General features: G+C 62.3%; 16 protein-coding genes. 13 read left to right on the top strand and 3 right to left on the bottom strand.

Translation table 11 applies throughout. The features are described 5' to 3' along the window. Nucleotides 1-14 precede the first annotated feature (14 nt). The 13 genes from treZ (at nucleotide 15) to NWV16_RS13120 (ending at nucleotide 18,244) form a co-directional block, all read left to right on the top strand. Nucleotides 15-1,817: a malto-oligosyltrehalose trehalohydrolase gene (gene treZ, locus NWV16_RS13180; RefSeq protein WP_260523389.1), complete on the top strand. Its 1,803-nt coding sequence runs from the start codon at nucleotides 15-17 to the stop codon at nucleotides 1,815-1,817. Next, a complete protein-coding gene (gene malQ / locus NWV16_RS13175; RefSeq protein WP_260523388.1) occupies nucleotides 1,814-3,892 on the top strand; it encodes a 4-alpha-glucanotransferase in 2,079 nt (692 codons plus the stop codon). The genes treZ and malQ overlap by 4 nt, the downstream gene beginning before the upstream one ends. Continuing rightward, nucleotides 3,889-6,663, top strand: a complete 2,775-nt coding sequence (locus tag NWV16_RS13170) for a malto-oligosyltrehalose synthase (protein ID WP_260523387.1) — start codon at nucleotides 3,889-3,891, stop codon at nucleotides 6,661-6,663. The genes malQ and NWV16_RS13170 overlap by 4 nt, the downstream gene beginning before the upstream one ends. 29 nt (nucleotides 6,664-6,692) lie before the next feature. Beyond that, nucleotides 6,693-7,022 (top strand): DUF2934 domain-containing protein, encoded by a 330-nt coding sequence (locus tag NWV16_RS13165; RefSeq protein ID WP_260523386.1) that lies wholly within the window; start codon nucleotides 6,693-6,695, stop codon nucleotides 7,020-7,022. A 150-nt stretch (nucleotides 7,023-7,172) separates the two neighbouring features. Then, on the top strand, nucleotides 7,173-9,332 hold the full coding sequence (gene glgX / locus NWV16_RS13160; RefSeq protein WP_260523385.1) for a glycogen debranching protein GlgX: 2,160 nt from the start codon (nucleotides 7,173-7,175) through the stop codon (nucleotides 9,330-9,332). A 1-nt stretch (nucleotide 9,333) separates the two neighbouring features. Further along, a complete protein-coding gene (locus NWV16_RS13155; protein WP_260523384.1) occupies nucleotides 9,334-10,332 on the top strand; it encodes an acyl-CoA dehydrogenase family protein in 999 nt (332 codons plus the stop codon). Beyond that, on the top strand, nucleotides 10,329-11,087 hold the full coding sequence (locus NWV16_RS13150; RefSeq protein WP_260523383.1) for a PIG-L deacetylase family protein: 759 nt from the start codon (nucleotides 10,329-10,331) through the stop codon (nucleotides 11,085-11,087). Before NWV16_RS13155 ends, NWV16_RS13150 begins: the two co-directional genes overlap by 4 nt. Then, entirely contained in the window at nucleotides 11,084-11,683 is a 600-nt protein-coding gene (locus NWV16_RS13145) for a nodulation S family protein (RefSeq protein ID WP_260523382.1), read from the top strand. The genes NWV16_RS13150 and NWV16_RS13145 overlap by 4 nt, the downstream gene beginning before the upstream one ends. Then, nucleotides 11,680-12,339 carry a glycosyltransferase family 2 protein gene (locus tag NWV16_RS13140; RefSeq protein WP_260523381.1) on the top strand — a complete coding sequence of 220 codons (660 nt, stop codon included), beginning with the start codon at nucleotides 11,680-11,682 and terminating at the stop codon, nucleotides 12,337-12,339. The genes NWV16_RS13145 and NWV16_RS13140 overlap by 4 nt, the downstream gene beginning before the upstream one ends. A gap of 169 nt (nucleotides 12,340-12,508) precedes the next feature. Next, entirely contained in the window at nucleotides 12,509-13,270 is a 762-nt protein-coding gene (locus NWV16_RS13135) for a PIG-L deacetylase family protein (RefSeq protein WP_260523380.1), read from the top strand. A gap of 87 nt (nucleotides 13,271-13,357) precedes the next feature. After that, nucleotides 13,358-14,155, top strand: a complete 798-nt coding sequence (locus NWV16_RS13130; protein WP_065258023.1) for an endonuclease/exonuclease/phosphatase family protein — start codon at nucleotides 13,358-13,360, stop codon at nucleotides 14,153-14,155. Nucleotides 14,156-14,283: 128 nt separating this feature from the next. Beyond that, entirely contained in the window at nucleotides 14,284-16,851 is a 2,568-nt protein-coding gene (locus NWV16_RS13125) for an autotransporter outer membrane beta-barrel domain-containing protein (protein WP_260523379.1), read from the top strand. A gap of 322 nt (nucleotides 16,852-17,173) precedes the next feature. Next, complete coding sequence (locus NWV16_RS13120; protein ID WP_260523378.1) at nucleotides 17,174-18,244, top strand: autotransporter outer membrane beta-barrel domain-containing protein; 1,071 nt, start codon at nucleotides 17,174-17,176, stop codon at nucleotides 18,242-18,244. 54 nt (nucleotides 18,245-18,298) lie between these two features. Here the strand turns inward: NWV16_RS13120 and glgB are convergent, their stop codons facing one another. The 3 genes from glgB to NWV16_RS13105 all read right to left on the bottom strand — a co-directional run bounded on the left by glgB (nucleotide 18,299) and on the right by NWV16_RS13105 (nucleotide 26,038). After that, nucleotides 18,299-20,530: a 1,4-alpha-glucan branching protein GlgB gene (gene glgB / locus NWV16_RS13115; RefSeq protein ID WP_260523377.1), complete on the bottom strand. Its 2,232-nt coding sequence runs from the start codon at nucleotides 20,528-20,530 to the stop codon at nucleotides 18,299-18,301. Between the two features lie 2 nt (nucleotides 20,531-20,532). After that, nucleotides 20,533-23,874, bottom strand: a complete 3,342-nt coding sequence (gene treS, locus NWV16_RS13110) for a maltose alpha-D-glucosyltransferase (RefSeq protein ID WP_260523376.1) — start codon at nucleotides 23,872-23,874, stop codon at nucleotides 20,533-20,535. Between the two features lie 169 nt (nucleotides 23,875-24,043). Beyond that, complete coding sequence (locus tag NWV16_RS13105; RefSeq protein ID WP_260523375.1) at nucleotides 24,044-26,038, bottom strand: alpha-1,4-glucan--maltose-1-phosphate maltosyltransferase; 1,995 nt, start codon at nucleotides 26,036-26,038, stop codon at nucleotides 24,044-24,046. Between the last annotated feature and the right edge of the window lie 93 nt (nucleotides 26,039-26,131).

Below are 26,131 nucleotides of genomic sequence, written 5' to 3'. Positions count from 1 at the left end.
GGAGGTTTTCAACGATGCCGTTACGGTCCCCTGAAACCTGGCCCCACGGCGCGATCATGCTGGACGCCGACCATACGCAGTTCGCATTGTGGGCGCCGGATGCGTTTTACGTCAGCGTCGAGCTGGACGACGGCCAGTCCCTGCCGATGCTGCCACAGGCAGACGGCTGGTTCGTGATCAAGAGTCGCTGCCCCGCCGGCAGTCGCTATCGCTACAACATCGACGGCGAACTGGAGGTGCCCGACCCGGCCTCCAGGGCGCAGGACGGCGACCTCGACCGCCACAGCGTGGTGGTCGATCCGCACCTCTATTCCTGGCGGAACACCACGTGGCAGGGTCGCCCCTGGAATGAAGCGGTGATCTATGAACTGCACGTCGGCGCCCTCGGTGGATTCGCTGAAGTCGAACAGCATCTGGCGCGCCTCGTCGGTCTGGGCGTCACCGCCATCGAGTTGATGCCGATCGCGCAGTTTCCCGGCGATCGCAACTGGGGTTACGACGGCGTGCTGCACTACGCGCCACAGGCTTCCTATGGCACGCCGGAGCAGCTCAAGCACCTGATCGACAGCGCCCACGGCTACGGCCTGGCGGTGATTCTCGACGTGGTCTACAACCACTTCGGCCCCGACGGCAATTACCTGCATCGCTACGCCAAAGGCTTCTTTCGCGAGGACAAGCACACACCGTGGGGCGCGGCCATTGATTTCCGCCGCCGTGAAGTGCGGGACTTCTTCATCGAAAACGCACTGATGTGGCTGCTGGAGTACCGTTTCGACGGTCTGCGTCTGGATGCAGTGCACGCCATCGAGGATCCGGACTTCCTGCAAGAGCTGGCACAGCGCATCCGTCAACAGGTCGACCCGTCGCGGCACGTCTGGCTGACCGTAGAGAACGAGCATAATCAGGCCAGCCTGCTGGAAGACGCCTACGACGCCCAGTGGAACGATGACGGCCACAACGCCCTGCATGTGCTGTTGACCGGCGAAACCGATGCCTATTACGCCGACTACGCCGAACACCCCACGGAACAACTGGCCCGCTGCCTGAGCCAGGGTTTCGTGTTTCAGGGTCACCTGACCCGTCATGGCACCCCCCGTGGCGAGCCGAGCGAGCATCTGCCGTCCACCGCGTTCGTGCTGTTTCTGCAGAACCATGATCAGATCGGCAACCGCGCCTTCGGTGAACGCCTGCATCGACTGGCCGATCCTCGCGCCCTTGAGGCCGCCACCGTGTTGCTGCTGTTGTCACCGATGATTCCGCTGATGTTCATGGGAGACGAATTCGCCGCCGAACAACCGTTCCTGTTTTTCACCAGCCATCACGGCGAACTCGCCAGGCTGGTGCGCGAAGGCCGGCGCAACGAATTCGCCGCGTTCAGCGCATTCGCCGATCCGCAACGCCGCGAGCAGATTCCCGATCCCAACGCCGAGCAGACATTCCACGCCTCGCAACCAAGGCTGCTCGGCAGCGGCTCGTCGAAACAGCAGGCCACGCTGGCGCTGTATCGCCAGCTGCTGCATTTGCGCCACCAACACATCATTGCGCACCTGCCCGGCACCCAGGCACTTGGCGCTCAGGTTCTGGGGTTTGGCGCCGTCAGTGCACGCTGGCGACTGGGGAACGGCAGCGAGCTGCGAATCGACCTGAACCTCAGCGACACGCCCGTGGTCAACCCACCACAGGCCGACGCGGTGTGGCTCTTTCGACAACCGCCTGCCGCCGACCTGCAGGACACGGGGCAACTGCCCCCGTATTGCGCGCTCGTCAGCCTCACGGCCGCAACCCCTTTGCCCCCACTGGATGGAGAGCGCCTATGAGTGATGCGCAACTGGAAATTCTTGCCAGCCGGGCCGGCCTCGCGGTCGACTGGATCGACGCCAACGGGCGTCCACAAAAAGTTGCACCCGCCGTGCTGCGCAATGTACTGACCGGGCTCGGTCATCCGGCCAACACCGCCCAGGAGATCGACGCCAGTCTGCTTGAACTGCAACAAGCGCAACAAAATCGCGAGCTCCCTCCCCTGTTGACTGCCGATGTCGGCGTGGGCCTGGATCTGGCGCGTTATTTCGAACCCGAAAGCCCCTGCGAGATTCATCTGGAGGACGGTACGCGCCTGTCCCTCAAGCTCGATGCCGACGCGATATTGCCCGGTGAGATCCCGGTCGGTTATCAGCAAGTCCACATCGCCGGTCAACATTTCACCCTGGCCGTGGCGCCCGAGCGCTGCTTCAGTGTGGGCGACGCCGTGGACAGCCCGATTCCCCGTGTCTGGGGCCTGAGCGTGCAGCTTTACAGCCTGCGCCGCCCCGGCGATGGCGGTTTCGGTGATACCCAGGCCCTCGAGGATCTGGTCCGCAGCGCCGGCGAGCGCGGTGCCGACGCCCTGGCGATCAGCCCGCTGCACGCGATGTTCAGCGCCGACACCGGGCGCTACAGCCCCTATTCGCCTTCCAGCCGTCTGTTCCTCAATTCACTGTATGCCGCGCCCGGGACGATTCTTGGCGAGCGAGCCCTGCGTGATGCCATCGATGCCGCCGGACTGGCGGATCAGTTTCAGCAACTGGAAGACCTGAAACTGATCGACTGGCCCGCCGCTGCCGACGCCAAACAAAAGCTCTTGCAAGCGCTGTACGAAGGTTTCATCCGTGGCGAACATCCGCTGCAGGCGGACTTCTCCAGCTACCGCGATGCAGGCGGCGAAGCACTGGAAAACCACTGCCGCTTCGAAGCCATCCAGGAAATGCGTGCCGCCCGAGGGGAAAACCTCGACTGGCGCGAATGGCCCGAGCACTGGCGCGACCCGCGTGGGGCGGCGCTCGCGGCCTTCGCCGAGGAGTACGCCGGACGCATCGGTTATTTCGCTTTTTGCCAGTGGTTGATCCATCGCTGTCTGGAGCGCGCACAAAATGCCGCCCGCAGCGCCGGCATGGGCATCGGCCTGATCGCCGACCTGGCAGTGGGTGCCGATGGCGCCGGCAGTCAGGCCTGGAGTTTTCAGGACGAACTGCTGGCTTCACTGACCGTCGGCGCGCCACCGGACATTCTCAACCGCTCCGGCCAGGGCTGGGGCATTTCCGCGTTCTCCCCGGAAGGGCTGGTGCGCAACGGCTTTCGCGCTTTCATCGACATGCTGCGCGCCAATTTCGCCCATGCCGGCGGGCTGCGCATCGACCATGTCATGGGGTTGCAACGACTGTGGGTCATTCCCAAGGATTCGCCACCGGCCGACGGCGCCTACCTTTATTACCCGATAGACGATTTGCTGCGTCTGCTGACCCTCGAATCCCATCGGCATCAGGCGATCGTGCTGGGTGAAGATCTCGGCACCGTCCCCGACGGCCTGCGGGAAAAACTGATCGCCCGGGCCATGCTCGGCATGCGCGTGCTGTTGTTCGAACAGGACAACACCTGGTTCAAACCGATCCTCGACTGGCCGGACAACGCCCTGGCCACCACCAGTACCCACGATCTGCCGACGCTCAACGGCTGGTGGCATGGTCGGGACATCGACTGGAATGCACGACTCGGACTGATCGACGCCAATGGCGAAATCGACTGGCGACGATACCGCGAGCGTGAACGCGACGGTTTGCGCAATGCCTTGAGCCAGGATCCGCAGAATTTTCGCGAAGAATCCCACGAAGCCGATCAGGTGGTCGACGCCAGTGTCCGCTTCCTCGGCCATACCCGCGCGCCGCTGGTACTCCTGCCGCTGGAAGACGCGCTGGGCCTGGATGAACAGGCCAACCTGCCCGGCACCATCGACACCCACCCGAACTGGTCGCGGCGCTTGCCGGGAACCAGCGCAACCCTGCTCGACGGTGTCGATGCCGCCCGGCGCCTCGAACTGCTGGCCTGTGCCCGCCTGCAAGCCGCCGAGCGTGACCAATGAGTGCCGTGCAGAACCAGACCGTGCGCGCGACAGTGCGCCTGCAGTTTCACAAGGGTTTTACCCTCGATGACGCCGTGCCATTGGTGGCGTACTTTGCCCGGCTCGGTATCAGCCATGTTTATGCCTCGCCGCTGCTGGCGGCCCGCGCCGGCTCCATGCACGGTTACGACGTGGTCGATCCGACCCGGGTCAATCCCGAACTTGGCGGCGAACCGGCATTGCGCCGTCTGGTGGCGGCCCTGCGTGAACACGACATGGGCCTGATCCTCGACATCGTCTCCAATCACATGGCCGTCGGCGGCAGCGACAATCCCTGGTGGCTCGATCTGCTGGAATGGGGCCGGCTCAGTCCCTATGGCGAGTTCTTCGATATTCAGTGGCACTCGCCCGATCCACTGATGGAAGGCCAATTGCTGCTACCATTCCTCGGCAGCGATTACGGGATTGCATTGCAGGAAGGATCGTTGCCACTGGTATTCAATGCCGAGTGCGGCACCTTCCACGTCGAGCATTACGAGCATCACTTCCCGATCTGCCCTGGCGATTACGGCGAATTGCTCAACAGCGATGAACCCGTGAACGAAGCGCTCAAGTCACTGGCCGACCGTTTCAGCACCCTGAGCTACCAGACCGATGCCCGCTCGCTGGCCATCCCCCTCAAGGAAGAATTGCAACAACTGGCCCGCGATCCGCACATTCTGCAAACCCTGCAGAACAACCTGGCGCGCTACGACTCGAAGACCGACGACGGCTTCCGGCGCCTGCATCAACTGCTGGAGCGACAAAGCTATCGCCTGGCGAGCTGGCGTACGGCGGCAGACGACATCAACTGGCGACGTTTCTTCGACATCAACGAACTCGGCGGCCTGAGGGTCGAGCGGCCCGCCGTATTCGAAGCGACCCATGGCAAGATCTTCCGTTTGATCGAAGAAGGCCTGATCGACGGTCTGCGCATCGACCATGTCGACGGCCTCGCCGATCCACGGGGTTATTGCCGCAAGCTGCGTCGGCGCCTCGATTCTCTGGCACCGGGGCGACACCTGCCGATCTACGTCGAAAAGATTCTCGGAGCAGGTGAAACCCTGCGCGCCGACTGGTCGGTGGATGGCAGCACCGGTTACGAATTCATGAATCAGTTGTCGCTGCTGCAACACGACCCGGACGGCGAGCACGTGCTTGGCGACTTCTGGCATCGCCGCACCGGGCGGCCCGCCATGTTTATCGAAGAAGCACGACTGGCCCGTCAGCAGATTCTCAACGGTTCGCTGGCCAGCGATAGCGAGAGCGTGGCTCAGGCACTGTGGCAAGTGGCGCGGGACGACCTGATGACCCGCGACCTGACGCTCGGCTCGATTCGCCGGGTATTGCAGGCGCTGATCGTGCATTTCCCGGTGTACCGCACCTACATCAGCGCCATGGGCCGTTCAGAACAGGACGAAGTGTTTTTCCGCCAGGCCATGGAGGGCGCACGCCAGACATTGGCCGAAAGCGACTGGCCGGTGCTTGAATCCGTGGCCGGCTGGCTCGGTGGCCAGCCCTGGCGACACAAGCCACGCGGGCGCTCACGCAAGATCCTGCGGCATGCCTGCGTGCGCTTTCAACAACTCACCTCTCCTGCTGCCGCCAAGGCCGTGGAAGACACCGCGCTGTATCGCTCGGCGGTGCTGCTGTCGCGCAATGACGTGGGCTACGACACCGAACGCTTCAGCGCGCCGGTCAGTGATTTTCACGCGACCAACCGACAACGCCTGGCGACATTCCCCGACAACCTGCTGGCCACCGCCACCCACGACCATAAACGCGGCGAAGACACCCGCGCACGGCTGGCCGTGCTCAGTGAACGCAGCCACTGGTACACCGAGCAGGTCGAGTTGTGGCGTGCCCTCGCCCGCCCGTTGCGCCAAGACGATCAGGTGCCATCGACTTCCGATGAGTTGATCCTCTATCAGGCACTGATCGGCAGTTGGCCGCTGGAGCTGCGCGACGACGATCAGGCCGGACTCGCCGACTATGCCGGGCGTATCTGGCAATGGCAGCAAAAGGCTCTGCGCGAAGCCAAGCTGCAAAGCAGCTGGAGTGCGCCCAACGAGGCCTATGAGCAGGCTGCGCAGTCGTTCACCGAGCAGTTATTGACGGCTGCCGAGGGTGAGCTGTTGCGCGGGGCTCTGGTCAAGAGCGTCAACAGCATTGCCGCTGCCGGCGCGCTCAACGGCCTGGCGCAAACCTTGCTGCACATGACCGTGCCGGGGGTGCCGGATCTGTATCAGGGCAACGAGTATTGGGATTTCAGCCTGGTCGATCCGGACAACCGCCGGCCCGTGGACTACCGCCTGCGCGAGCAATCGCTGGAGCCTGCCGCCGTACCGGAGCTGCTGTCGAACTGGCGCGACGGGCGCATCAAGCAAGCGTTGATCGCGCAGGTACTGAACCTGCGCGCCGAACACATCGAGCTGTTTCGCCGCGGCTCGTACCAGGCCCTCGAGGTGCTGGGCAGCCAGGCGCATAACGTGCTGGCGTTTGCCCGTGAACACGAGGGGCAACGGGTCATTGTGATTGTGCCGATTCGCTGCGCGAGCTTGCTCGAAAACGCTGCCGTGCCTCAGGTGGACGCGCTGCGCTGGGGCGATACGCGGGTCGAGTTACCGTTCGCCACCTGCGACGAAAATCTGAAGGGACTTTTTTCAAGCAGCGCAGTCACAAAAAACAGGGAGCTGGAGGTCAGCGCTGCGCTGGGGGACGTCCCGGTCAATCTGTTTATCCAACACTTCTAGAAGCATGAGTTCATTTCAGGAGCATTGCGATGAGTACCGACGATAAACGCATCCGCGAATTCGCCTACCAGATCTGGGAGTCGGAAGGTAAACCCGAAGGTCAGGAAGAACGCCACTGGGAGATGGCGCGCAAACTGGCCGAAGCCGAGGCCCTGGCGCCGAAAAAATCGCCGAAGGCTGCCGGCAGCAAGACCGCTGGCAAGACCACGACCACCAAACCCGCCGCGAGCAAGGCGCCCGTTGCCAAACCCGGGACAGCCGCAAAGGCCAAGCCGGCGAGCGCCGCCAAAGTGATTCCACCTGGTGAGAAAGCCGCCGAGAAAAAGCCCCGCGCCCCTCGTAAACCCCCGGCGGTCTGAAGCTTTACGACCCATTGAATTGAATGAACACGTGGCGGGTTCCCTCGCCACGCGGGGCGAGCTCGCCCTGAAAAAAATGAACTTCCTGTGGTGAGGAGTCTGCTCGGCGCCACAGAGGATTGATGCCCACCCCCAGTTGCAGGAGCAATCATGACCCGTCCAAAACAAACCGAGCCCGCCGCCCATGCCGAGCCCACACGAATCCGTGAAGGTCTGCCCTTCCCGCTCGGTGCCACCTGGGATGGTCTGGGGGTCAACTTCGCGCTGTTTTCCGCCAACGCCACCCGGGTCGAATTGTGCATCTTCGACGATACCGGGGAAGTCGAACTCGAACGCATCGAGCTGCCGGAATATACCGACGAGATCTTCCACGGCTATCTGCCCGACGCTCATCCGGGACTGATTTATGGCTACCGTGTCTACGGTCCTTACGACCCGGCCAACGGCCACCGTTTCAACCACAACAAGTTGCTGATCGACCCCTACGCCAAGCAACTGGTCGGCCAGCTGAAATGGTCCGAAGCGCTGTTCGGCTACACCATCGGCCACCCGGATGCCGACCTCAGTTTCGATGAGCGTGACAGCGCGCCGTTCGTGCCCAAGTGCAAGGTCATCGACCCGGCGCACACCTGGGGCAACGACCATCGGGTCAGTGTGCCGTGGGACAAGACCATCATTTATGAAACCCACGTACGCGGCATCAGCATGCGCCACCCGGCGGTGCCGGATAACGTGCGCGGTACGTTCGCCGGACTGATGGTCGACGATGTGCTGGAACATATCCGCAAACTGGGCGTATCGAGCGTCGAACTGTTGCCGATCCACGCCTTCGTCAACGACCAGCATCTGCTGCACAAGGGCATGACCAATTACTGGGGCTATAACAGCATCGCGTTTTTCGCCCCGGACCCGCGCTACCTGGCCAGCGGCAAGATCGCCGAGTTCAAGGAAATGGTCGCGCACCTGCACGAAGCCAACCTCGAAGTGATCCTCGATGTGGTCTACAACCACACCGCCGAAGGCAATGAACAGGGCCCGACCCTGTCGATGCGCGGGATCGACAACGCTTCGTATTACCGGCTGATGCCGGACGACAAGCGCTTCTATATCAACGATTCCGGCACCGGCAACACCCTGGACCTGAGTCACCCGTGCGTGCTGCAAATGGTCACCGACTCGTTGCGCTACTGGGCCAGCGAAATGCACGTCGACGGTTTCCGCTTCGATCTGGCGACCATCCTCGGGCGCTATCACGACGGTTTCGACGAGCGTCACAGCTTTCTCGTCGCCTGCCGTCAGGACCCGGTGCTGCGCCAGGTGAAACTGATCGCCGAACCCTGGGACTGCGGCCCCGGCGGCTATCAGGTCGGCCACTTTCCGCCGGGCTGGGTCGAATGGAACGACAAGTTTCGCGACACCGTGCGTGCCTTCTGGAAAGGCGACGACGGCCAGCTCGCCGACTTCGCCAGCCGCATGACCGCCTCCGGGGAAATGTTCAATCAACGTGGCCGACGCCCTTACTCGTCGGTGAACTTCGTCACCGCCCACGACGGTTTCACCCTCAACGATCTGGTGTCCTACAACGACAAGCACAACGAGGCCAACGACGAGAACAATCAGGACGGCAGCAATAACAATCTGTCGTGGAACCATGGTGTCGAGGGCCCTACCGACGACCCCGAAATCAATGCGCTGCGTCACCGGCAGATGCGTAACTTCTTCGCCACGCTGCTGCTGGCTCAGGGCACGCCGATGATCGTTGCCGGTGACGAATTCGCCCGGACCCAGGACGGCAACAACAATGCCTATTGCCAGGACAGCGAAATCGGCTGGGTCAACTGGGATCTGAGCGAGGACGGCAAGGCGCTGCTGAAGTTCGTCAAACGCCTGATCAAGTTGCGCCTGGCTTATCCGATCCTGCGCCGCGGCCGTTTTCTGGTCGGCGAATACAACGAGGATATCGGGGTCAAGGACGTGACCTGGCTGGCACCGGATGCCACCGAGATGGGCACCGAACACTGGCACGACGCGCACAACCGCTGCCTGGGCATGCTGCTCGATGGCCGCGCGCAGGAAACCGGCATTCGCCGCAAAGGGGCCGATGCCACGTTGCTGCTGGTCGTCAATGCCCATCACGACATCGTCAATTTCACCCTGCCTGAAGTACCGGAAGGCCGTTACTGGACCTGCCTGATCGACACCAACCAACCGTCGATTCGCGGTCAGGAGCGCTTCGATTTCGGCCATGAGTACTCGGTCACCGGCCGCTCGCTGTTGTTGTTCGAACTGCAACGGGACGAGGAAGACTGACATGGAGCTCGCTGACTATCTGGCACTGCAGGCACCGGACTATGGCGACACGCCAGCCCTTGGACGCTGTCTGCGGGAGATGGTCGAAGCCGGACTGGACCGGCTTCCGTTGCCCGGTAACGGCCACACGCTGCAGCGCTGGCAACGACTGTCGGAGGTCGGCGGGCATGATCTGGGGCTGTGCAAACTCTACGAAGGCCACACCGATGCCCTGGCGATCATCCATCAGCTCGGCGGCACGCCGACACCCGGCAGCACATGGGGCATGTGGGCCGCCGAACCGCCCCAGGCGCGGGTGCGGGTCACGCCTTCAGGCCACATGGTGCGCCTGCACGGACGCAAGGCCTGGTGTTCCGGAGCGGCGGTGCTCAGCCATGCGCTGCTCACCGCCTGGGATGACGACGATCGCCAACAACTGGTGGCGGTGGCCCTCGATCAACCGGGCGTGACGATCACCGACCAGGGCTGGCAAGCCATCGGCATGGCGGCCACCGGCAGCGTCGAGGTGCTGTTCGACAATGTGGAGGCCCAAGCCATCGGCAATCCCGGCGACTATCTGCAACGACCGGGATTCTGGCACGGTGGCATCGGCATCGCCGCCTGTTGGTACGGGGCCGCACGGGCCATCGCCGAGCGCTTGCGCCAGCATTGCGCCAAACGTGAAGAGCCTCATGCCCTCGCCCGTCTCGGCGCAGTCGACAGCGCGTTGCAGGCCGCTGCCCAGGTCCTGCGCAGCAGCGCGCTGGACATTGACAATCACCCCCAGGCCGATGCCGAACTGCTGGCCCGGCGGGTCCGTGCAGTGGTCGAGCAGGCCGCCGAACAGGTCATCCTCGACACCGGCCACGCATTGGGCGCCGGGCCGTTCTGCAAGGACCGGCATTTCGCCCGACTGATCGCCGACCTCCCGGTGTACCTGCGCCAGAGTCACGCCGAACGCGACCTCGCCGTTCTCGGCCAACTGGCCGCCCGGCGACCGGTCGAGGGATGGGCGTTATGAAAAGCAATCCGATCGTCGGCCATGGCACGAGCCTGGAGCAATGGCAAACCTCCTGTCGGCTGGCGGCGCTGGACAGCATCGACATTCTTGACCTCGTGCCATCCGGTTCACGGGCGGTGATCATCGCGCCCCATCCGGATGACGAAGTGCTGGGTTGCGGCGGATTTCTGCAACGGCTCGCCAGTGCCGGACGTTCTCTGCAACTGATTTCGGTCACGGACGGCAGCGCCAGTCATCCCGGTTCCACCCGTTGGCCGGTGGAGCGCTTGAGCGTGGTACGTCCACAGGAGTCCGCCGAGGCCTTGCGTCGCCTCGGTCTGCCGATGCATCAACTGCAATGGCTGCGCGGCGGGTTCCCCGACACTCAGGTGGCCGCTCGCGAATCTTCACTCTGCGACTATCTGGCCGGCTATCTGCAGGCAGGTGACGTGGTCTTCTCCACCTGGCGCGAGGACGGCCACAGCGACCATGAAGCCGTTGGCCGCGCCGCCGTGGAAGCGGCACGGCGCGTCGGCGCACGCTGCCATGAATTGCCGGTCTGGACCTGGCACTGGGCAGATCCGGAAGACGCCAGAGTACCGTGGGAGCGGGCCCGGAAAATCGCCCTGAGCAAAATGCAGATAGCGCGCAAGCGCCATGCGATTCATGCCTTTGCCAGTCAGCTGGAAGGCGATCCCGACGCGGGCCTGGCTCCGGTGCTCCCGCCTCATGTGCTCGATCGACTGTTGCAGCCATTCGAGGTGGTGTTTCTATGAGCGTCGAGGATCGCTATTTCGAAGGGTTGTTCAGTGGCAATGATGATCCCTGGGCGTTTCGCCAGCGCTGGTATGAACAGCGCAAACGCGCCATTACGCTGGCCGCCCTGCTACGTCCTCGCTATCGGGCGATCTTCGAACCCGGTTGTGCCAATGGCGAACTGAGCGCGGCCCTGGCAGAACGCTGCGACCGGCTGTTGTGCTGCGACACCACGGGCGCGGCGGTCAAACTGGCGCGCACCCGGTTGAGCCTGTTCGATCACGCCGAAGTCCGGCATTGCCGCCTGCCGCAGCAATGGCCCGAGGAGAAGTTCGACCTGATCGTATTCAGCGAAATCGGTTATTACCTGGACCGTGACGACCTGATTGCCGTGATCCGCCATCTCGACGATTCACTGACCGCCGACGGGCAATTGCTGGCCTGCCATTGGCGGCCGGCCATCGAGGGTTGTCCGCTCAATGCACGTCAGGTCCACGACCTGATCCATGAACGCTTGCACCTGCCGCGACTGCTGCTGCATCAGGAAGCGGATTTCCTGCTGGAAGTGTGGAGCCGCGAACCCCGGTCAGTGGCCACCCTGGAGGGATTGCGATGATCGGCATCCTGATTCCTGCACATAACGAAGAAGAACGGCTCGATGACTGCCTGCGTGCGGCCCTGCGCGCCGCCACCCACGCCATGCTGGCCGGGGAGCAGGTGGAAATTCTGATCGTTCTCGACAGCTGCACCGATCGTTCGGCGGAGATCGTCAGCCAGTATCCGGTATTGGCATTGAGTATCAACGCCCGCAATGTCGGTCTGGCCCGGGCGATCGGCGCGCAACGACTGCTTGAACGCGGTGCCCGCTGGATCTCCTGCTCGGATGCGGACAGCCGGGTCGCCGACGACTGGCTGGTCGCACAGCTCGGACTGGGTGTGGATGCGGTCTGTGGAACGGTGACCGTCGAACACTGGCATGACTTGATCGATGAAGCGGCGAAAATCCGGTATCACCACCATTACCAGGCGTGTGACGGCCACCGGCATATTCACGGTGCGAATCTGGGTATCAGCGCCCAGGCCTACAAACGGGCCGGTGGTTTCCAGGCGCTGGCCTGCGACGAAGACGTGCAACTGGTCCGGCAACTCGAGCGCTCCGGGGCCAGCATCGCCTGGAGTCATCGACCCCAGGTCGTCACCAGCGCCCGTCTCGACAGTCGCGCACGGGGTGGTTTCGGCGACTATCTGCGACAGTTGGCACAGTCTGAATAAAAAAAAGCGGATCAGATTGATCTGTGACGCGACGAACCGCGTGTCTTGAGCAATACTCTGCATCGCGGCAATCCAGGGTTCGGAGCGCTGCCGGGTTATCAACCAGCCTTCAAGGGTCAAGCACGCGTCCGTGCGCGACGGAAGGCCAGACACAAGGACGTCCTGCCCCATGAAACCGTTATCGCTGAATGAAAGCGGCCTGCCTGCACAAATCTGGAACAGTGCCGCGCAACTCGACAACATTCCCGTCATCAGCACCCATAATCTGGTACCGGCCGGTGCCCGCGCCGTGGTCATCGCTCCTCATCCCGGGGACGAAGTCGTCACCTGTGGTGGCCTGCTGCAGCTGCTGTGCAGCCTTGGCCATCCCCTGCAATTGCTGTCGATCACCGATGGCAGTGCCAGCCATCCCGGTTCGCGTCAGTGGTCGGAGAAGCGCCTGAGCGTGTTTCGCCCCCAGGAAAGCGTCGAGGCCTTGCGCCGCCTGGGTCTTCCGATGCACAGCCTGAAATGGGTGCGCGGGGGCTTCACCGACAATGCGCTGCTCGACCAGGAAGCCCAGTTGACCGAATTCATCTCCCGCTACCTGCGCCCCGGCGACGTGGTGTTCAGCACCTGGCGCGAAGACGGTGCCGAGGATCATGAAGTGGTCGGCCGGGCCAGCGCCCAGGCTGCCCGCCAGGTCGGCGCCGCCTACCACGATGTGCCGGTCTGGGCCTGGCATTGGCCGGAACGCGATCAGGCACAGATTCCCTGGCACCGGGCGCGCAAGCTGCGCCTCGATACCTGGACGGTCGCGCGCAAGAGTCACGCCACCCACGCCTACGCCAGCCAGCTCAACGGCGAACCGGCCATCGGCATTGCGCCGCTGTTGCCCAAGGCTATCCTGGAGCGTATGCGTTTGCCCTATGAAATCGTTTTCGTGGATTGATCGACGGCGGCGGGCATCACTCAAAGTGAACTGCCCGGCCTTGCGCCCAGTCGCATGAACAGGCAGTCATGATTCAGAGGAGTGACCGTGTCCAGCGACCCCAAGCGTCATGTCATCGACGCAAAGCCCTTGAACCCGTCCGTCACCCATCGCCTGCGCGTACTGACGGTCAATACACACAAAGGCTTCACTGCGCTCAATCGGCGTTTCATCCTTCCCGAATTGCGCGAAGCGGTGCGCAGTACCAGCGCCGACCTGGTGTTTCTTCAGGAAGTGGTCGGTGAACACGAACGGCATTCCAGTCGCTACAACGAGTGGCCACAGACCTCGCAATACGAGTTTCTCGCCGACAGCATGTGGAGCGATTTTGCCTACGGACGCAACGCCGTCTACCCGGACGGCCATCATGGCAATGCCCTGTTGTCGAAATACCCGATCCGCGAATACCGCAACCTCGACGTCTCGATCACCGGCCCCGAACGGCGGGGCCTGCTGCATTGCGTCCTGGACGTGCCGGGACATGCCGAAGTCCATGCCATCTGCGTGCATCTGAGCCTGCTGGAAAGTCATCGGCAATTGCAGCTGCAGCTGCTCTGCCAGTTGCTGGAATCCCTGCCGGACGAGGCGCCGGTGATCATCGCCGGTGATTTCAATGACTGGCAAATGCAGGGCAATGCTGCCCTCGCCCGTCGCGACTACCTGCATGAAGCCTTCGAACGCCATCACGGACGACCGGCCAAAACCTACCCTGCACGCTTCCCGTTGCTGCGCCTGGATCGGGTCTACCTGCGCAATGCCAGCAGCCATGACCCGCAGATTCTCGGCAACAAGCCCTGGACGCACCTGTCGGATCATCTGCCGCTGGCCGTCGAGGTACACATTTAAGGCATAAGCGCCGCTTTTCTGCAGTTCTGCCCTCACGCACTGTCAGTTCTGACAGTAGGCGAAGACCGCAAGCCCTGTTAGGTTCAAGCCATTGCCCCCGCACGCGGGCGCCAATGAGCGCAAATTCCATGAAAGCTCCCGGCAATGCCATTCTCCGCCATTTCAGTCTGCTGGCTGTTTCCATCTGTTTTCTGTTTGAGCCTCCTGCCCCGGCGCTCGCTCTCTGTACCTTGAACCCGACACCCGGCGACGACTCGTACACTTGCGACAGCCCTGGCAACACATCGCTCACTGACCTTTCGGGAAACAACAGCCTGACGTTTCCCGCCAACGGCAATGGCAGCATTCCCGGCAACGTTACATTCGGCGCCGGGGACGACCGCGTACTCATGCAATCGGGTGCAATCACGGGCGTTCTCGACATGGGCGATGGCCAGAATGTGCTGCAGATCGACAACGGCACCCTCAGCGGCGCCGTTCACCAGGGCAATGGCGTAGACACGTTCATCATGCACGGCGGCACCATCGCTTCATTGACCCAGGGCGATGGATTCGACCGGTTCACGATGACCGGCGGCACCATCACCGGCGCCTTCGAAGACGGCGATTTCGCGCAAATGAGCGGCGGTACCATCGGCCGTGTCGACATGAAGCTCGATGAGAATGTCTTCGAGCTGTCGGGCGGCCAGATCATCGGCAATCTGGTGACAGGCTTCGACAATGACACCATCCGTGTTTCCGGCGGGCGGATCGGAGGAAACCTCAGCGTCAGCGGGGGCAACGACAGCATCACGCTCACCGGCGGCGAAATCGCCGGGGAGATACGGGCCGGCACAGGCGATGACCGATTCGTGTGGGACGGTGGTGGCATCGTGCGCTCGGCGGTTCTCATGGGTGACGGCAATGACAGTGCGATCCTGCGCAACCTCGATGACAGCCTGCTTGCGCTGACACCTCGGCTCGATGGCGGCAGTGGCAACGATGTGTTGACGTTCGACAACAGCCACACTGCGCTGGCCCAGCGTTATGCAAATTGGGAAACCATCAACCTGAACAACGGCTCGCGCATGGATGTGGGCGCGGACAGTCTGATCCTTGGCGACGCCGGCACCGGCCGGGGCGTACTGAATATCGACGCCAGCAGCACGCTGACATCTGCGCAAGGCGTCGTTTCGGCCGCTGTCGCCGGACAACCGGTGACCCTCAACAACGCAGGCGTCATCGACCTGACTGGCAACAACAACCGCACCAGTGACACGCTGACGGTGCAAGGCAACTACGTCGGCGCCGGTGGCCATTTGCGCTTGCAAAGCGTGGTGGCGGGCGATGACGCCCCCAGCGACAGACTGGTGGTCAACAACGGCAGCCTGAGCGGTTCGACCCTCATCAGCGTCACCAACCTCGGCGGCAATGGCGCCCTGACCGCGCAGAACGGTATTCAACTGGTACAGGCACCGGGCAGTTCCCTCAGCAACGACAGTGCATTTTCCCTGGCCAGTCCGGTGTCCGCCGGCGCCTATGATTACCGACTGTTCAAGGGCGGCGTGACCGCAGGCACGGAAAACAACTGGTACCTGCGTTCGGCCATCGTTGCACCGGCGGTGGTGAGCGTACCCAATCCCGAACCAGGCCTTGCGCCGATACAGGTCCCGGTGGTGGCCGCTCCGGTGGCCGCCGTCGCTCCCGCCGGCAGCCCGCCGTTGCCGGTGCTGCCGGCTGCGATTCCCGGCGCCGCGCCGATCGCCCTGTACCGTCCGGAAGTTCCCGTGTGGTCGGTGCTGCCTCCGGCGGCGGCGCAATTGGCGCTCAATGCATTGGGGACTTTCCATGATCGTCAGGGCGCCCAGCCACTGCTGGACCAGACCGGAAGCTTCAGCTCCGGATGGGCGCGGATCTATGGCCGGCACCTCGACCAGACCTGGGCAGGCACGGTGACCCCGCGCCTGGACGGCTCGCTCAGCGGCCTGCAGGTCGGTCATGATCTTTACAGCCAGCGCTCGGATGCCATGACCTGGCGAGTCGGTGTGTTTGTCGGTCACAGCCGTTTGCGAGGCGACGTCAACGGTTTCAGCGATGCCGTCGAAGACAACAGGGCCGGCACCCTCAAACTGCAGGGCGACAGTTACGGGGTCTACTGGACGTTGATCAACCCTCACGGCGCTTACCTCGACACCGTCCTGATGAGTACCCGCTTCGATGGCGACAGCCGCTCGATTCGCGGCGCACGCCTGGATAATCGCGGGCACGCCCTCAGCGCTTCCGTCGAAAGCGGCTATCCGCTTTCGATCAATGACCGATGGACCCTCGAACCACAGGTTCAGCTCATCCATCAGGCGGTCTCCCTGGACAGTCAGAACGATGGCGTCTCGCGTGTGTCCTTCGACGCCGACAATCGCCTCACTGCCCGACTGGGTGCCCGTATCGTCGGTCATTACCGCCTGCAGGGCCGTGTGCTGGAGCCCTATCTGCGGGCAAACCTCTGGCACACTTTTTCAGGAACCGACGCCGTCACCTTCGCCGACACCGATGTGATCCGCAGTCAACAAAAGGCCTCCACGGCGGACCTCGGCATGGGCATGGCGCTGCGCCTGGATCGAACGGTCAGTGTCTATGCCAGTACCGACTACAGCCACAATATTGACAGCACTGACCAGCGCAGCGTGTCCGCCAATCTGGGCATTCGTATCGACTGGTAGACCGACCGTCGGCCGCCGAACCGTACGCCCACACCGCTTGAGGAGCGATATTCCATACAAACAAGAACTTAGATAGCCGCGTAAAAACATGAAGTTGCATCTACAAATGCAACGCTACCGCTTATCGTCCATTTTCTTGACGCACTGGCAGCGATCTTCTTAGCTCTAGCTTACTACCCCCGGAAACACTATCCGGGGCGAGCCCCGGACAGTCGTGAAAACGAGTGCCCCGAAGTTCGCCTCGCTCCATTCGGTCGCCCCTCATTCGGGGTAGGAGAGACGCCAAGGCGAGATACCGCATGCGCTAGCAAGGCAGACGCTCATGAAAACGCCAGTCACTTCACACGAGATAAAAATCACCTTTTGCAGCGTTTCAAGCTCCATCCTGCTGTGTTCATCCATGGAGGCACAGGCCAGTCCCGCAGCGGATGAAGCCACGCCCTGGTATCGGCAGGACGTTCCCGTCCTGACCCTGCCTGCAACCCTCATCACTCCTGATCGCCCCCGCAACAGCCCGCGCCCCGATCTGCGCGGCCCGGACCTGTTCAGCGAAGATCTGGCTCCGTCGGCCCGGGATCAGCTTTACGGACAATCTGCTCGCCAGGCACAAACCGATCGTCTCGAACCGGGATTTACGGCTCCCGGATCAACCGCACTCAAAGGGCCACCGGTATTGACCCTGCAAGACAGCAGCGGACAGACCCAGCGATTCGGGTTGATCGGTGGTACGACACGCATTCTGGCCAATGGCAGCGGGCTGAAGGTCAACCCGATCCTCGCCAACCCGACTACCGACACCCTCAACCTGCAAGGCCAGAGTCTCGGCGCCTATTACAGCCTGACCGGTTCTGAAGGCTGGCACGTCGACCTGTCGGCCAGCGGCGGCCGGGTCAGCGGGTTCAGTCGCAATGAACAAGGCGCGCGCCTGGCCACCGGGGGCAGCGCGATGACGTTCTCGGTGGAAGGTGGTTTCCCCATCGGTCTGGGCGAAAACTGGGTCGTCGAACCCCAGGCGCAGCTGATCAACCAGCGGATCACACTCGACACGCCGTACGCCGGTTCAGGCAATGCCTCCTCCAGCGATCTGTCGTCCTGGAGCGGTCGCGTCGGGGCACGATTGAAAGGCAGCTACGACCTGAGCGGGCTGTCCGTCGAACCCTATGTGCGCACCAACCTGTGGCACACCGTGTACACTGGCAGCACCGTGACCCTCGATCAGGTGGACAAGATCAGCAGCAGCCGCAAGTCTTCCACGGTAGAGCTTGGTCTGGGGCTGGTGGCGCGGGTCACGCCGAAGGTAAGCCTGTACGTCAGCGCCGACTACAGCAGTGATGTGGATGACAATGATCTGAACGGGTTGATCGGCAGTCTGGGGGTTCGGATGCGCTGGTAAGTGCGCTCTCGGCTTGCCTGCGGGAGCCAGCCGTCTGCTCCCGCAGGATGCACATCAGCCCTCGGGCTTGAGGATCAACACCGCCAGCGGCGGCAGGTTCAGCTCCAGCGACAACGCCTGACCGTGGCTGGCTACCTCTTCGGTAAACGCCCCGCCGCCATTGCCGTAATTGGAACCGGCATAGGTGTCGGCATCGCTGTTGAACAACTCGTTCCAGCGCCCGGCAAACGGCACACCGACCCGATACGACTGCCGCGGCACCGGAGTGAAGTTGGCCACCACCAGCACTGGCGATCCGTCCCTGCTCCAGCGCAACCAGGCGTAGACGCTGTTGATCGCGTCGTCACCGATCAACCACTGGAACCCTTGCGGCGCATCATCCTGCTCATGCAGCGCCGGCTCCTCGCGATACAAGCGGTTGAGGTCGGTCACCAGCTTCTGCACGCCTTTGTGTTCGGAATACTGCAGCAGATACCAGTCCAGTTGCTGATCGTGATTCCATTCGCGCCACTGGCCGAACTCGCAGCCCATGAACAGCAGCTTCTTGCCCGGGTGGGTCCACATGAAGCTCAGATAGGCCCGCAGGTTGGCGAATTTCTGCCAGCGGTCGCCGGGCATCTTGTCGATCAGCGAGTGCTTGCCGTGCACCACTTCATCGTGGGAGATCGGCAGGATGAAGCGCTCGGACCAGGCGTATACCAGACCGAAGCTCAGCTCGTTGTGGTGATGGGCGCGGTACACCGGATCCTGCTGGATGTAATGCAATGAATCGTGCATCCAGCCCATGTTCCACTTATACGAAAAACCGAGACCACCCTGCTGGGTGCTCTGACTGACCCCCGGCCATGCCGTGGATTCCTCGGCAATCACCAGCGCCCCCGGCGCCTCCAGTGCCACCACATCGTTGAGGTGGCGCAGGAAATCGATGGCCTCCAGATTCTCCCGGCCACCGTGACGATTGGGCACCCACTCCCCGGCCTTGCGCGAATAGTCGCGATAGAGCATCGAGGCCACCGCATCGACCCGCAGCCCGTCGACGTGGAAATGCTTCAGCCAGTGCAGTGCCGACGCGAGCATGTAGCCATGCACTTCGGTACGACCCAGGTTGTAGATCAGCGTGTCCCAGTCCTGATGAAAACCTTCCAGCGGGTTGCCGTATTCGTACAGCGCCGTGCCGTCGAACTGCGCCAGACCGTGAACGTCGGTCGGGAAATGCGCCGGCACCCAATCGAGAATCACACCAATGTCAGCCTGATGGCAGGCGTTGACGAACGCCGCGAACTCGTCCGGCGTACCGTAACGCGCACTCGGCGCGAATTGCGACAGCAATTGATAGCCCCAGGAGCCACCGAACGGGTGCTCCATGATCGGCATCAGTTCGATGTGGGTGAAGCCCAGTTCCTTGACGTAGGGGATCAGTCGCTCGGCCAGTTCCGGCCAGCGGTACTGGCGGGAGACTTCACCCAGATCATCCAGTTCGCATTGCCAGGAACCGGCATGCAGCTCATAGATCGACAGCGGCGCGTTGTGTTGCTGGCGCTCGCGGCGGCCGGTCATCCAGTCCTGATCCTGCCAGTCGATCTGCAACGGCGAAGCGACTTTGGAAGCCGTGTCAGGCGGCAGGCTGGTGGCCAGTGCCATCGGGTCGGCCTTGAGCGGCAGGATACCGTGGGCGCCAAGGATTTCGTATTTGTACAGATCCCCTGCCTGCAGGCGCGGAATGAACAACTCCCAGACTCCGGACGGATGCCGCAGCCGCATCGGATGCCTGCGCCCGTCCCAGACGTTGAAATCACCGACCACCGACACCCGTCGGGCGTTCGGCGCCCACACGGCAAACCGCACGCCGTCGACGCCATCGACGGTTTTCAACTGCGCACCGAGGCAATGGCTGAGGTCGCGATGATTGCCTTCGGCGAACAGGTACAGGTCCATTTCGCCAAGCAACTGGCCGAAGCTGTAGGGATCTTCGGTGACCTGCTCGCCACCGGCCCAGCGGGTGCGCAACAGGTAGGGTCGTACATCCTTGAAATGGGCGACGAACAGCCCCGGCGTCTCGGTCAACGCCAACGGACCGCGCTCTTCACCAGAGTCCTTGTCCAGCACCGTGACGCTCAGCGCACCGGGCAGATAGGCCCGGATGAACTGCCCGCCGGCACCATCGCCGTGGGGGCCGAGAATGGAAAACGGGTCCTGATGTTCTGCGCGCACCAGGGCATCGATGTCCCTGGCTTTGGGCAGCAAACGCTCTTCAACGTGACCCTGTTCCTTGTTCGAGAAACTCATGACTACTCTCCACCAAGATCGGAAAAGGGTTTCAGCCCCGTCAACAACCCGTACAGACCGTGCAACGGCACGGGCAGCCAGGTGGGGCGATTTTCGGCTTCATAGGCCACTTCGTAGGCCGCTTTCTCCAGACCGAACAACGCCAGTGCGGCGTCGGCACCTTCAGGATCCTGCCAGGCATGATCAAGACTAGCTGCTGCCCGGTGATATGCCTCCACAAAGGCTTCCCGCGCTTCGCGCAGATAACGTTCGGTCACCCGCCGACGCGCAGCCTCGGCTTCGGGACTGTTGTCGACGTTGTGCACATTGAGGGCCATCGCGGCGGCGTAATCGAACGAACGCAACACCCCGCTGACATCCTTGTAGGGGCTGTGCTTGCCGCGCCGTTCAGCCAGAGGCCGTGCCGGTTCGCCTTCGAAGTCGATCAGATACGCATCGCCCTTGATCACCAGCACCTGACCCAGATGCAGATCGCCGTGCACCCGGATGCGCAGGCCGCCGGCGGATTTCTTCGCCAGATCCTGTACATGGGCGAGGATGGTTTTCCTGTGGTCGAGCAGGCGATCGACCAGCTTCTGATCTGCCCCATCGAGTTCGCCCTGATGCTGTTTGAGCAGTACCAGCGCATGCTCGACCTGAGCGGCGACATCCTTGCCGGTGGCCTGTGCATCCCTGGCCGAACTGACCTGCGGCGCGAAGTCCTGGTTATCGGTGGCTGTCGCCAGCACCTGATGCATTTCCCCCAGACGCTGACCCAGCATGCCGGCAAAGTCCTTCAGCTCCCCGAGGGCGTTGTAATGCTGCGACTGTTCGGACACGGCGTCTGCCAGTTCATCGCGCAGCGCCCGCTCGAGGTTGTTCTGCGTCCATTCCCAGGCGTCGCCCTGATTGCTCAAATAGCCCTGCGCAATCATCAGCAGGTTGTCTTCGCCCTGCCCGTCGCGGCGAATCACCGAACCGAGCAGCGGGGAGATATTGGCAAATCCGGCATCGGTCAGGTAAGCGCTCATCTCCAGTTCCGGGTGTACGCCGGAAGCGACTTTACGTATCAGCTTCAGTACCAGACTGCTGCCGATCACCACCGAACTGTTGGATTGCTCGGCAGACAGATAGCGCACTTCGGACTCCGCGCCGAGGCCGAGTTTTTCCAGTTGCGGCGATGCTTCGAAACGGATCTCGCCATCGCTGGATTCCAGCACCGTGCCACTCTGCATGCCTTGCAGCACCGCACGAATAAACGCTTCAAGGCTGAAGGCGTCAGTGATCAACCCCACCTGACGCCCTCGCCGCACCCGCGCCAGCGCCAATTGCTGCGGCAACGCCGGCCCGACCTGATCTTCCGAAATGAACCCGAAAGGCAACTGGTAACGACTGGTCTGCCCGCCGCTGCCGACTTCGATTTCGCTGAACAGCACCGGATGCTGCGCATCGCCGAAGCGCACGCCGTAGGCCAGACGAACCTGCTCGACGGCCGCATCCTTGCCGGCGAACCAGCGGCGGTTGTGCAACCAGCTCGGCAAAATGGTTTGTTCGAGGGTGACCCGGGACGGCGCTTCGAGCAGTTCTTCCATGCGTTTTTTCAGCACCAGCGTGGTGAAGTCCGGCAGGCTCTGCGCCGGCTCGACGTGCCAGCTCGGCATCTGGTTTTCCGCCGCCAGGCCGAACCAATAGAAACCGTAAGGCGCCAGGGTCAGCAGGAAATTCAATTGGCCGATGGGCGGAAATGCATTACCGCCCAGCATCTCCACCGGCACCATGCCCACGTAAGCCGACAGGTCCAGCTCCACGGCCTGAGCGCTGCGCGAGACGTTGGCCACGCACAGGATGATTTCGTGTTTGCCGTCCGGCCCCGTGTATTCGCGGGTATAGGCCAGAACGCGACGGTTGGCGGGCGAAAGCATTTTCAACGTGCCACGACCGAACGCCTTCGACTGCTTGCGCACGGCCAGCAGACGCCGGGTCCAGTTCAGCAGCGAATGCGGATCGCCGGCCTGGGTTTCGACGTTGACCGACTGAAAGCCGTACTGCGGATCCATGATCGGCGGCAGTACCAGACTGGCCGGATCGGCGCGGGAGAAACCGCCGTTACGGTCGATCGACCATTGCATCGGCGTGCGCACACCGTCACGGTCGCCGAGATAAATGTTGTCGCCCATGCCGATTTCGTCGCCGTAATACAGGGTCGGCGTGCCCGGCATCGACAGCAGCAGGCTGTTGAGCAGTTCGATCCGGCGGCGGTCACGCTCCATCAGCGGCGCCAGACGCCGACGGATGCCGAGGTTGATCCGCGCACGGCGGTCGGCAGCGTAGTAGTTCCAGAGGTAATCGCGCTCCTTGTCGGTGACCATCTCCAGCGTCAGTTCATCGTGGTTGCGCAAGAAGATCGCCCATTGGCAATTGGCCGGGATCTCCGGGGTCTGACGCAGGATATCGGTGATCGGGAAGCGATCCTCCTGGGCCAGCGCCATGTACATGCGCGGCATCAGCGGGAAGTGAAACGCCATGTGACATTCGTCGCCGTTGACGCCCTCGGCGTCGGTTTCACCGAAATACAGTTGGGTGTCTTCGGGCCATTGGTTGGCTTCGGCCAGCAGCATGCGATCAGGGTAATTGGCGTCGATTTCAGCACGGATCCGCTTGAGGACGTCGTGGGTCTCCGGCAGGTTTTCGTTGTTGGTGCCGTCGCGCTCGATCAGGTACGGAATGGCATCCAGCCGCAGGCCGTCAATGCCCATGTCCAGCCAGTAGCGCATCACCGACAGCACGGCTTTCATGACTTGCGGGTTGTCGAAATTGAGGTCCGGCTGGTGCGAATAGAAACGGTGCCAGAAGTACTGGCCGGCCACCGGATCCCAGGTCCAGTTGGACTTTTCGGTGTCGAGAAAAATGATCCGCGTGCCGTCGTACTTCTGGTCGTCATCCGACCACACATAGAAGTCGCGGGCCGCGGAACCGCGTTTGGCCCTGCGCGCCCGCTGGAACCACGGGTGCTGATCCGAGGTGTGGTTGATGACCAGTTCACTGATCACCCGCAAACCGCGTTTATGTGCTTCGGCAATGAAACGCCTGGCATCGGCCATGGTTCCGTAATCGCTGTGTACGCCACGGTACTCGGCAATGTCGTAACCGTCATCGCGCCGTGGCGACGGGTAGAACGGCAGCAGCCAGATGGTATTGACGCCGAGTTCGGCGATGTAATCGAGCTTGGCGATCAAGCCGGGAAAATCGCCGATCCCGTCGTTGTTGGAGTCGAAAAAGGATTTGACGTGAACCTGATAAATCACCGCGTCCTTGTACCAGAGCGGGTCCTTGATGAAAGTGGCCGACTTGGGTTTCTTCGCCATGTGAAACTCCTGTTGAATTCTATAAACACGGTGAGCCGATCACTTGGCTCGCAAACGATGCGTAACCTGTGGGAGCGAGCCTGCTCGCGAATTGGATTTGGCAGGCAACATAGGTATTGAATGTTGGCCCGTATTCGCGAGCAGGCTCGCTCCCACAGGGGATCAGTGTTCAGGCGGTGATGCGCCAGATCCCGAACGGCTGATACGCCGGATCGATCCGCATGAACTGATATTTGCCGTGCCAGTCCCAGCGATGGCCGTTCATCAGGTCTTCGCCGTGGGTGGTGGCGTCGTCCGGCAGGCCCATCTCCCAGAGCGGCAATTCGAAATTGGCCTCTTGCGGGTGATGCGGATCGAGGCTGACGGCCACCAGAATGAAGTTGCTGCCATCAGCGCTGCGCTTGCCGAAATACAGAATGTTGTCGTTCCAGGCGTTGTAGATTTTCAGGCCCAGATGACTGTGCAGCGCCGGGTTCTGCCGGCGGATGCGGTTGAGCTGGGCGATCTCGGCGATGATGTTGCCGGGCTGGTTGAAATCCCGGACGCGGATCTCGTACTTCTCGGAATCGAGGTATTCCTCCTTGCCCGGCACCGGTGCCGATTCGCACAGTTCAAACCCCGAATACATGCCCCACAGGCCGGAGCCCATGGTCGCCAGCGCGGCGCGGATGAGAAAACCGGGACGTCCCGATTCATGCAGAAACGCCGGATTGATGTCCGGGGTATTGACGAAGAAGTTCGGCCGGTAACATTCGCGCCACGGCGAGTCGTTGAGTTCGCTGAAGTAGCTCGCCAGTTCGGGCTTGGTGTTGCGCCAGGTGAAATAGGTGTAGCTCTGGGTGTAACCGACCTTGCCCAGTCGCGCCATCATCGCCGGCGTGGTGAAGGCTTCGGCGAGGAAGATCACCTCGGGATGCAGTGTCCGCACATCGGCGATCAGCCATTGCCAGAACGGCAGCGGCTTGGTGTGCGGGTTGTCGACGCGAAAGATCTTCACGCCCTCCTCGACCCAGCCGACGACAATGTCACGCAGCTCGACCCAGAGGCTCGGGATCGCTTCCGGCGCATAGAAATCGACGTTGACGATGTCCTGGTATTTTTTCGGCGGGTTCTCCGCGTATTTGATCGTGCCGTCCGGACGCCAGTTGAACCAGCCCGGATGCTGCTTGAGCCACGGGTGATCCTGGGAACACTGGATGGCGAAATCGAGGGCGATCTCCAGCCCATGGTCGGCAGCCGCCGCCACCAGACGACGAAAGTCCTCACGGGTGCCAAGCTGCGGGTGAATCGCGTCGTGCCCGCCTTCTTCGCTGCCAATTGCATAAGGGCTGCCGGGATCGTCCGGGCCTGCGGTCAGCGAATTGTTGCGACCCTTGCGATGGCTGCGGCCAATCGGATGGATCGGTGTGAAATACAACACGTCGAAGCCCATGTCCTGAATCATCGGCAACCGCGCGTGCACATCATTGAAGGTGCCGTGGCGGGCGGGATCATCGGTGATCGAGCGGGGAAACAGCTCGTACCAGCTAGCGAACTCGGCCAGCTCCCGCTCAACATCCACCGGAAATTCCGCGCTGATGCTCAGGTACGGACGCAGATCGGCATCGGCCATCAACTGCGCACTCTGCGGGTGCAGAAACAGCGCGACCTGCTCGGTTTCGAGCAGTCCGGACAGCTCATGGTGCATGGCCGCCAGCCGCTCGCTGAGCGGCCCTTCGCTGCGTTCGGCGGCCTGTTGCACCATCGTCCGGCCTTCTTGCAGCTCCAGACTGACCGGGACGGCTGCGAGGTGTTTCTTCTCCAGTTCGTACTGAAAACTGGCGAACTGATCGATCCAGGCTTCGATCAGGTAGAGATAACGGCCTACACGCTGTGGCTGGAAACGACCTTGCCAGCCATTGTTGCCCTGATCGGTCATGACTTCGCTGTGCCAGGCTTCCTCACCTTCCTCTCGCCAGCGGATGCGCACCGCCAGTTTGTCGTGGCCGTCGGCGAAAATCTTGCTGGTGACCACGATCTCGCGCCCGATCACGGCCTTGACGGCAAACTGCCCGCCATCGAGGGTCGGCCGAGTGTTTTCAATGACAATGCGCGGCAGCAACAACGCCTGTGACAGCGGGATGTGCGGGTTGTAGCTCTGTTCGGAGGGTTTTTCAGCCGTCATCGAGCATCTCTCCTTAACGCCCCAGGGACGCACGGTTGCCTGTTCAGTACTCAAAACCAGACCGGTGCCCGGCAATGATCGCTCTCAGGTTCC

It is taken from the genome of Pseudomonas sp. BW7P1, from assembly GCF_024981055.1.
In the GTDB taxonomy this organism is placed as follows: domain Bacteria; phylum Pseudomonadota; class Gammaproteobacteria; order Pseudomonadales; family Pseudomonadaceae; genus Aquipseudomonas; species Aquipseudomonas bananamidigenes.
This window is presented reverse-complemented; position numbering and strand designations above follow the sequence as displayed.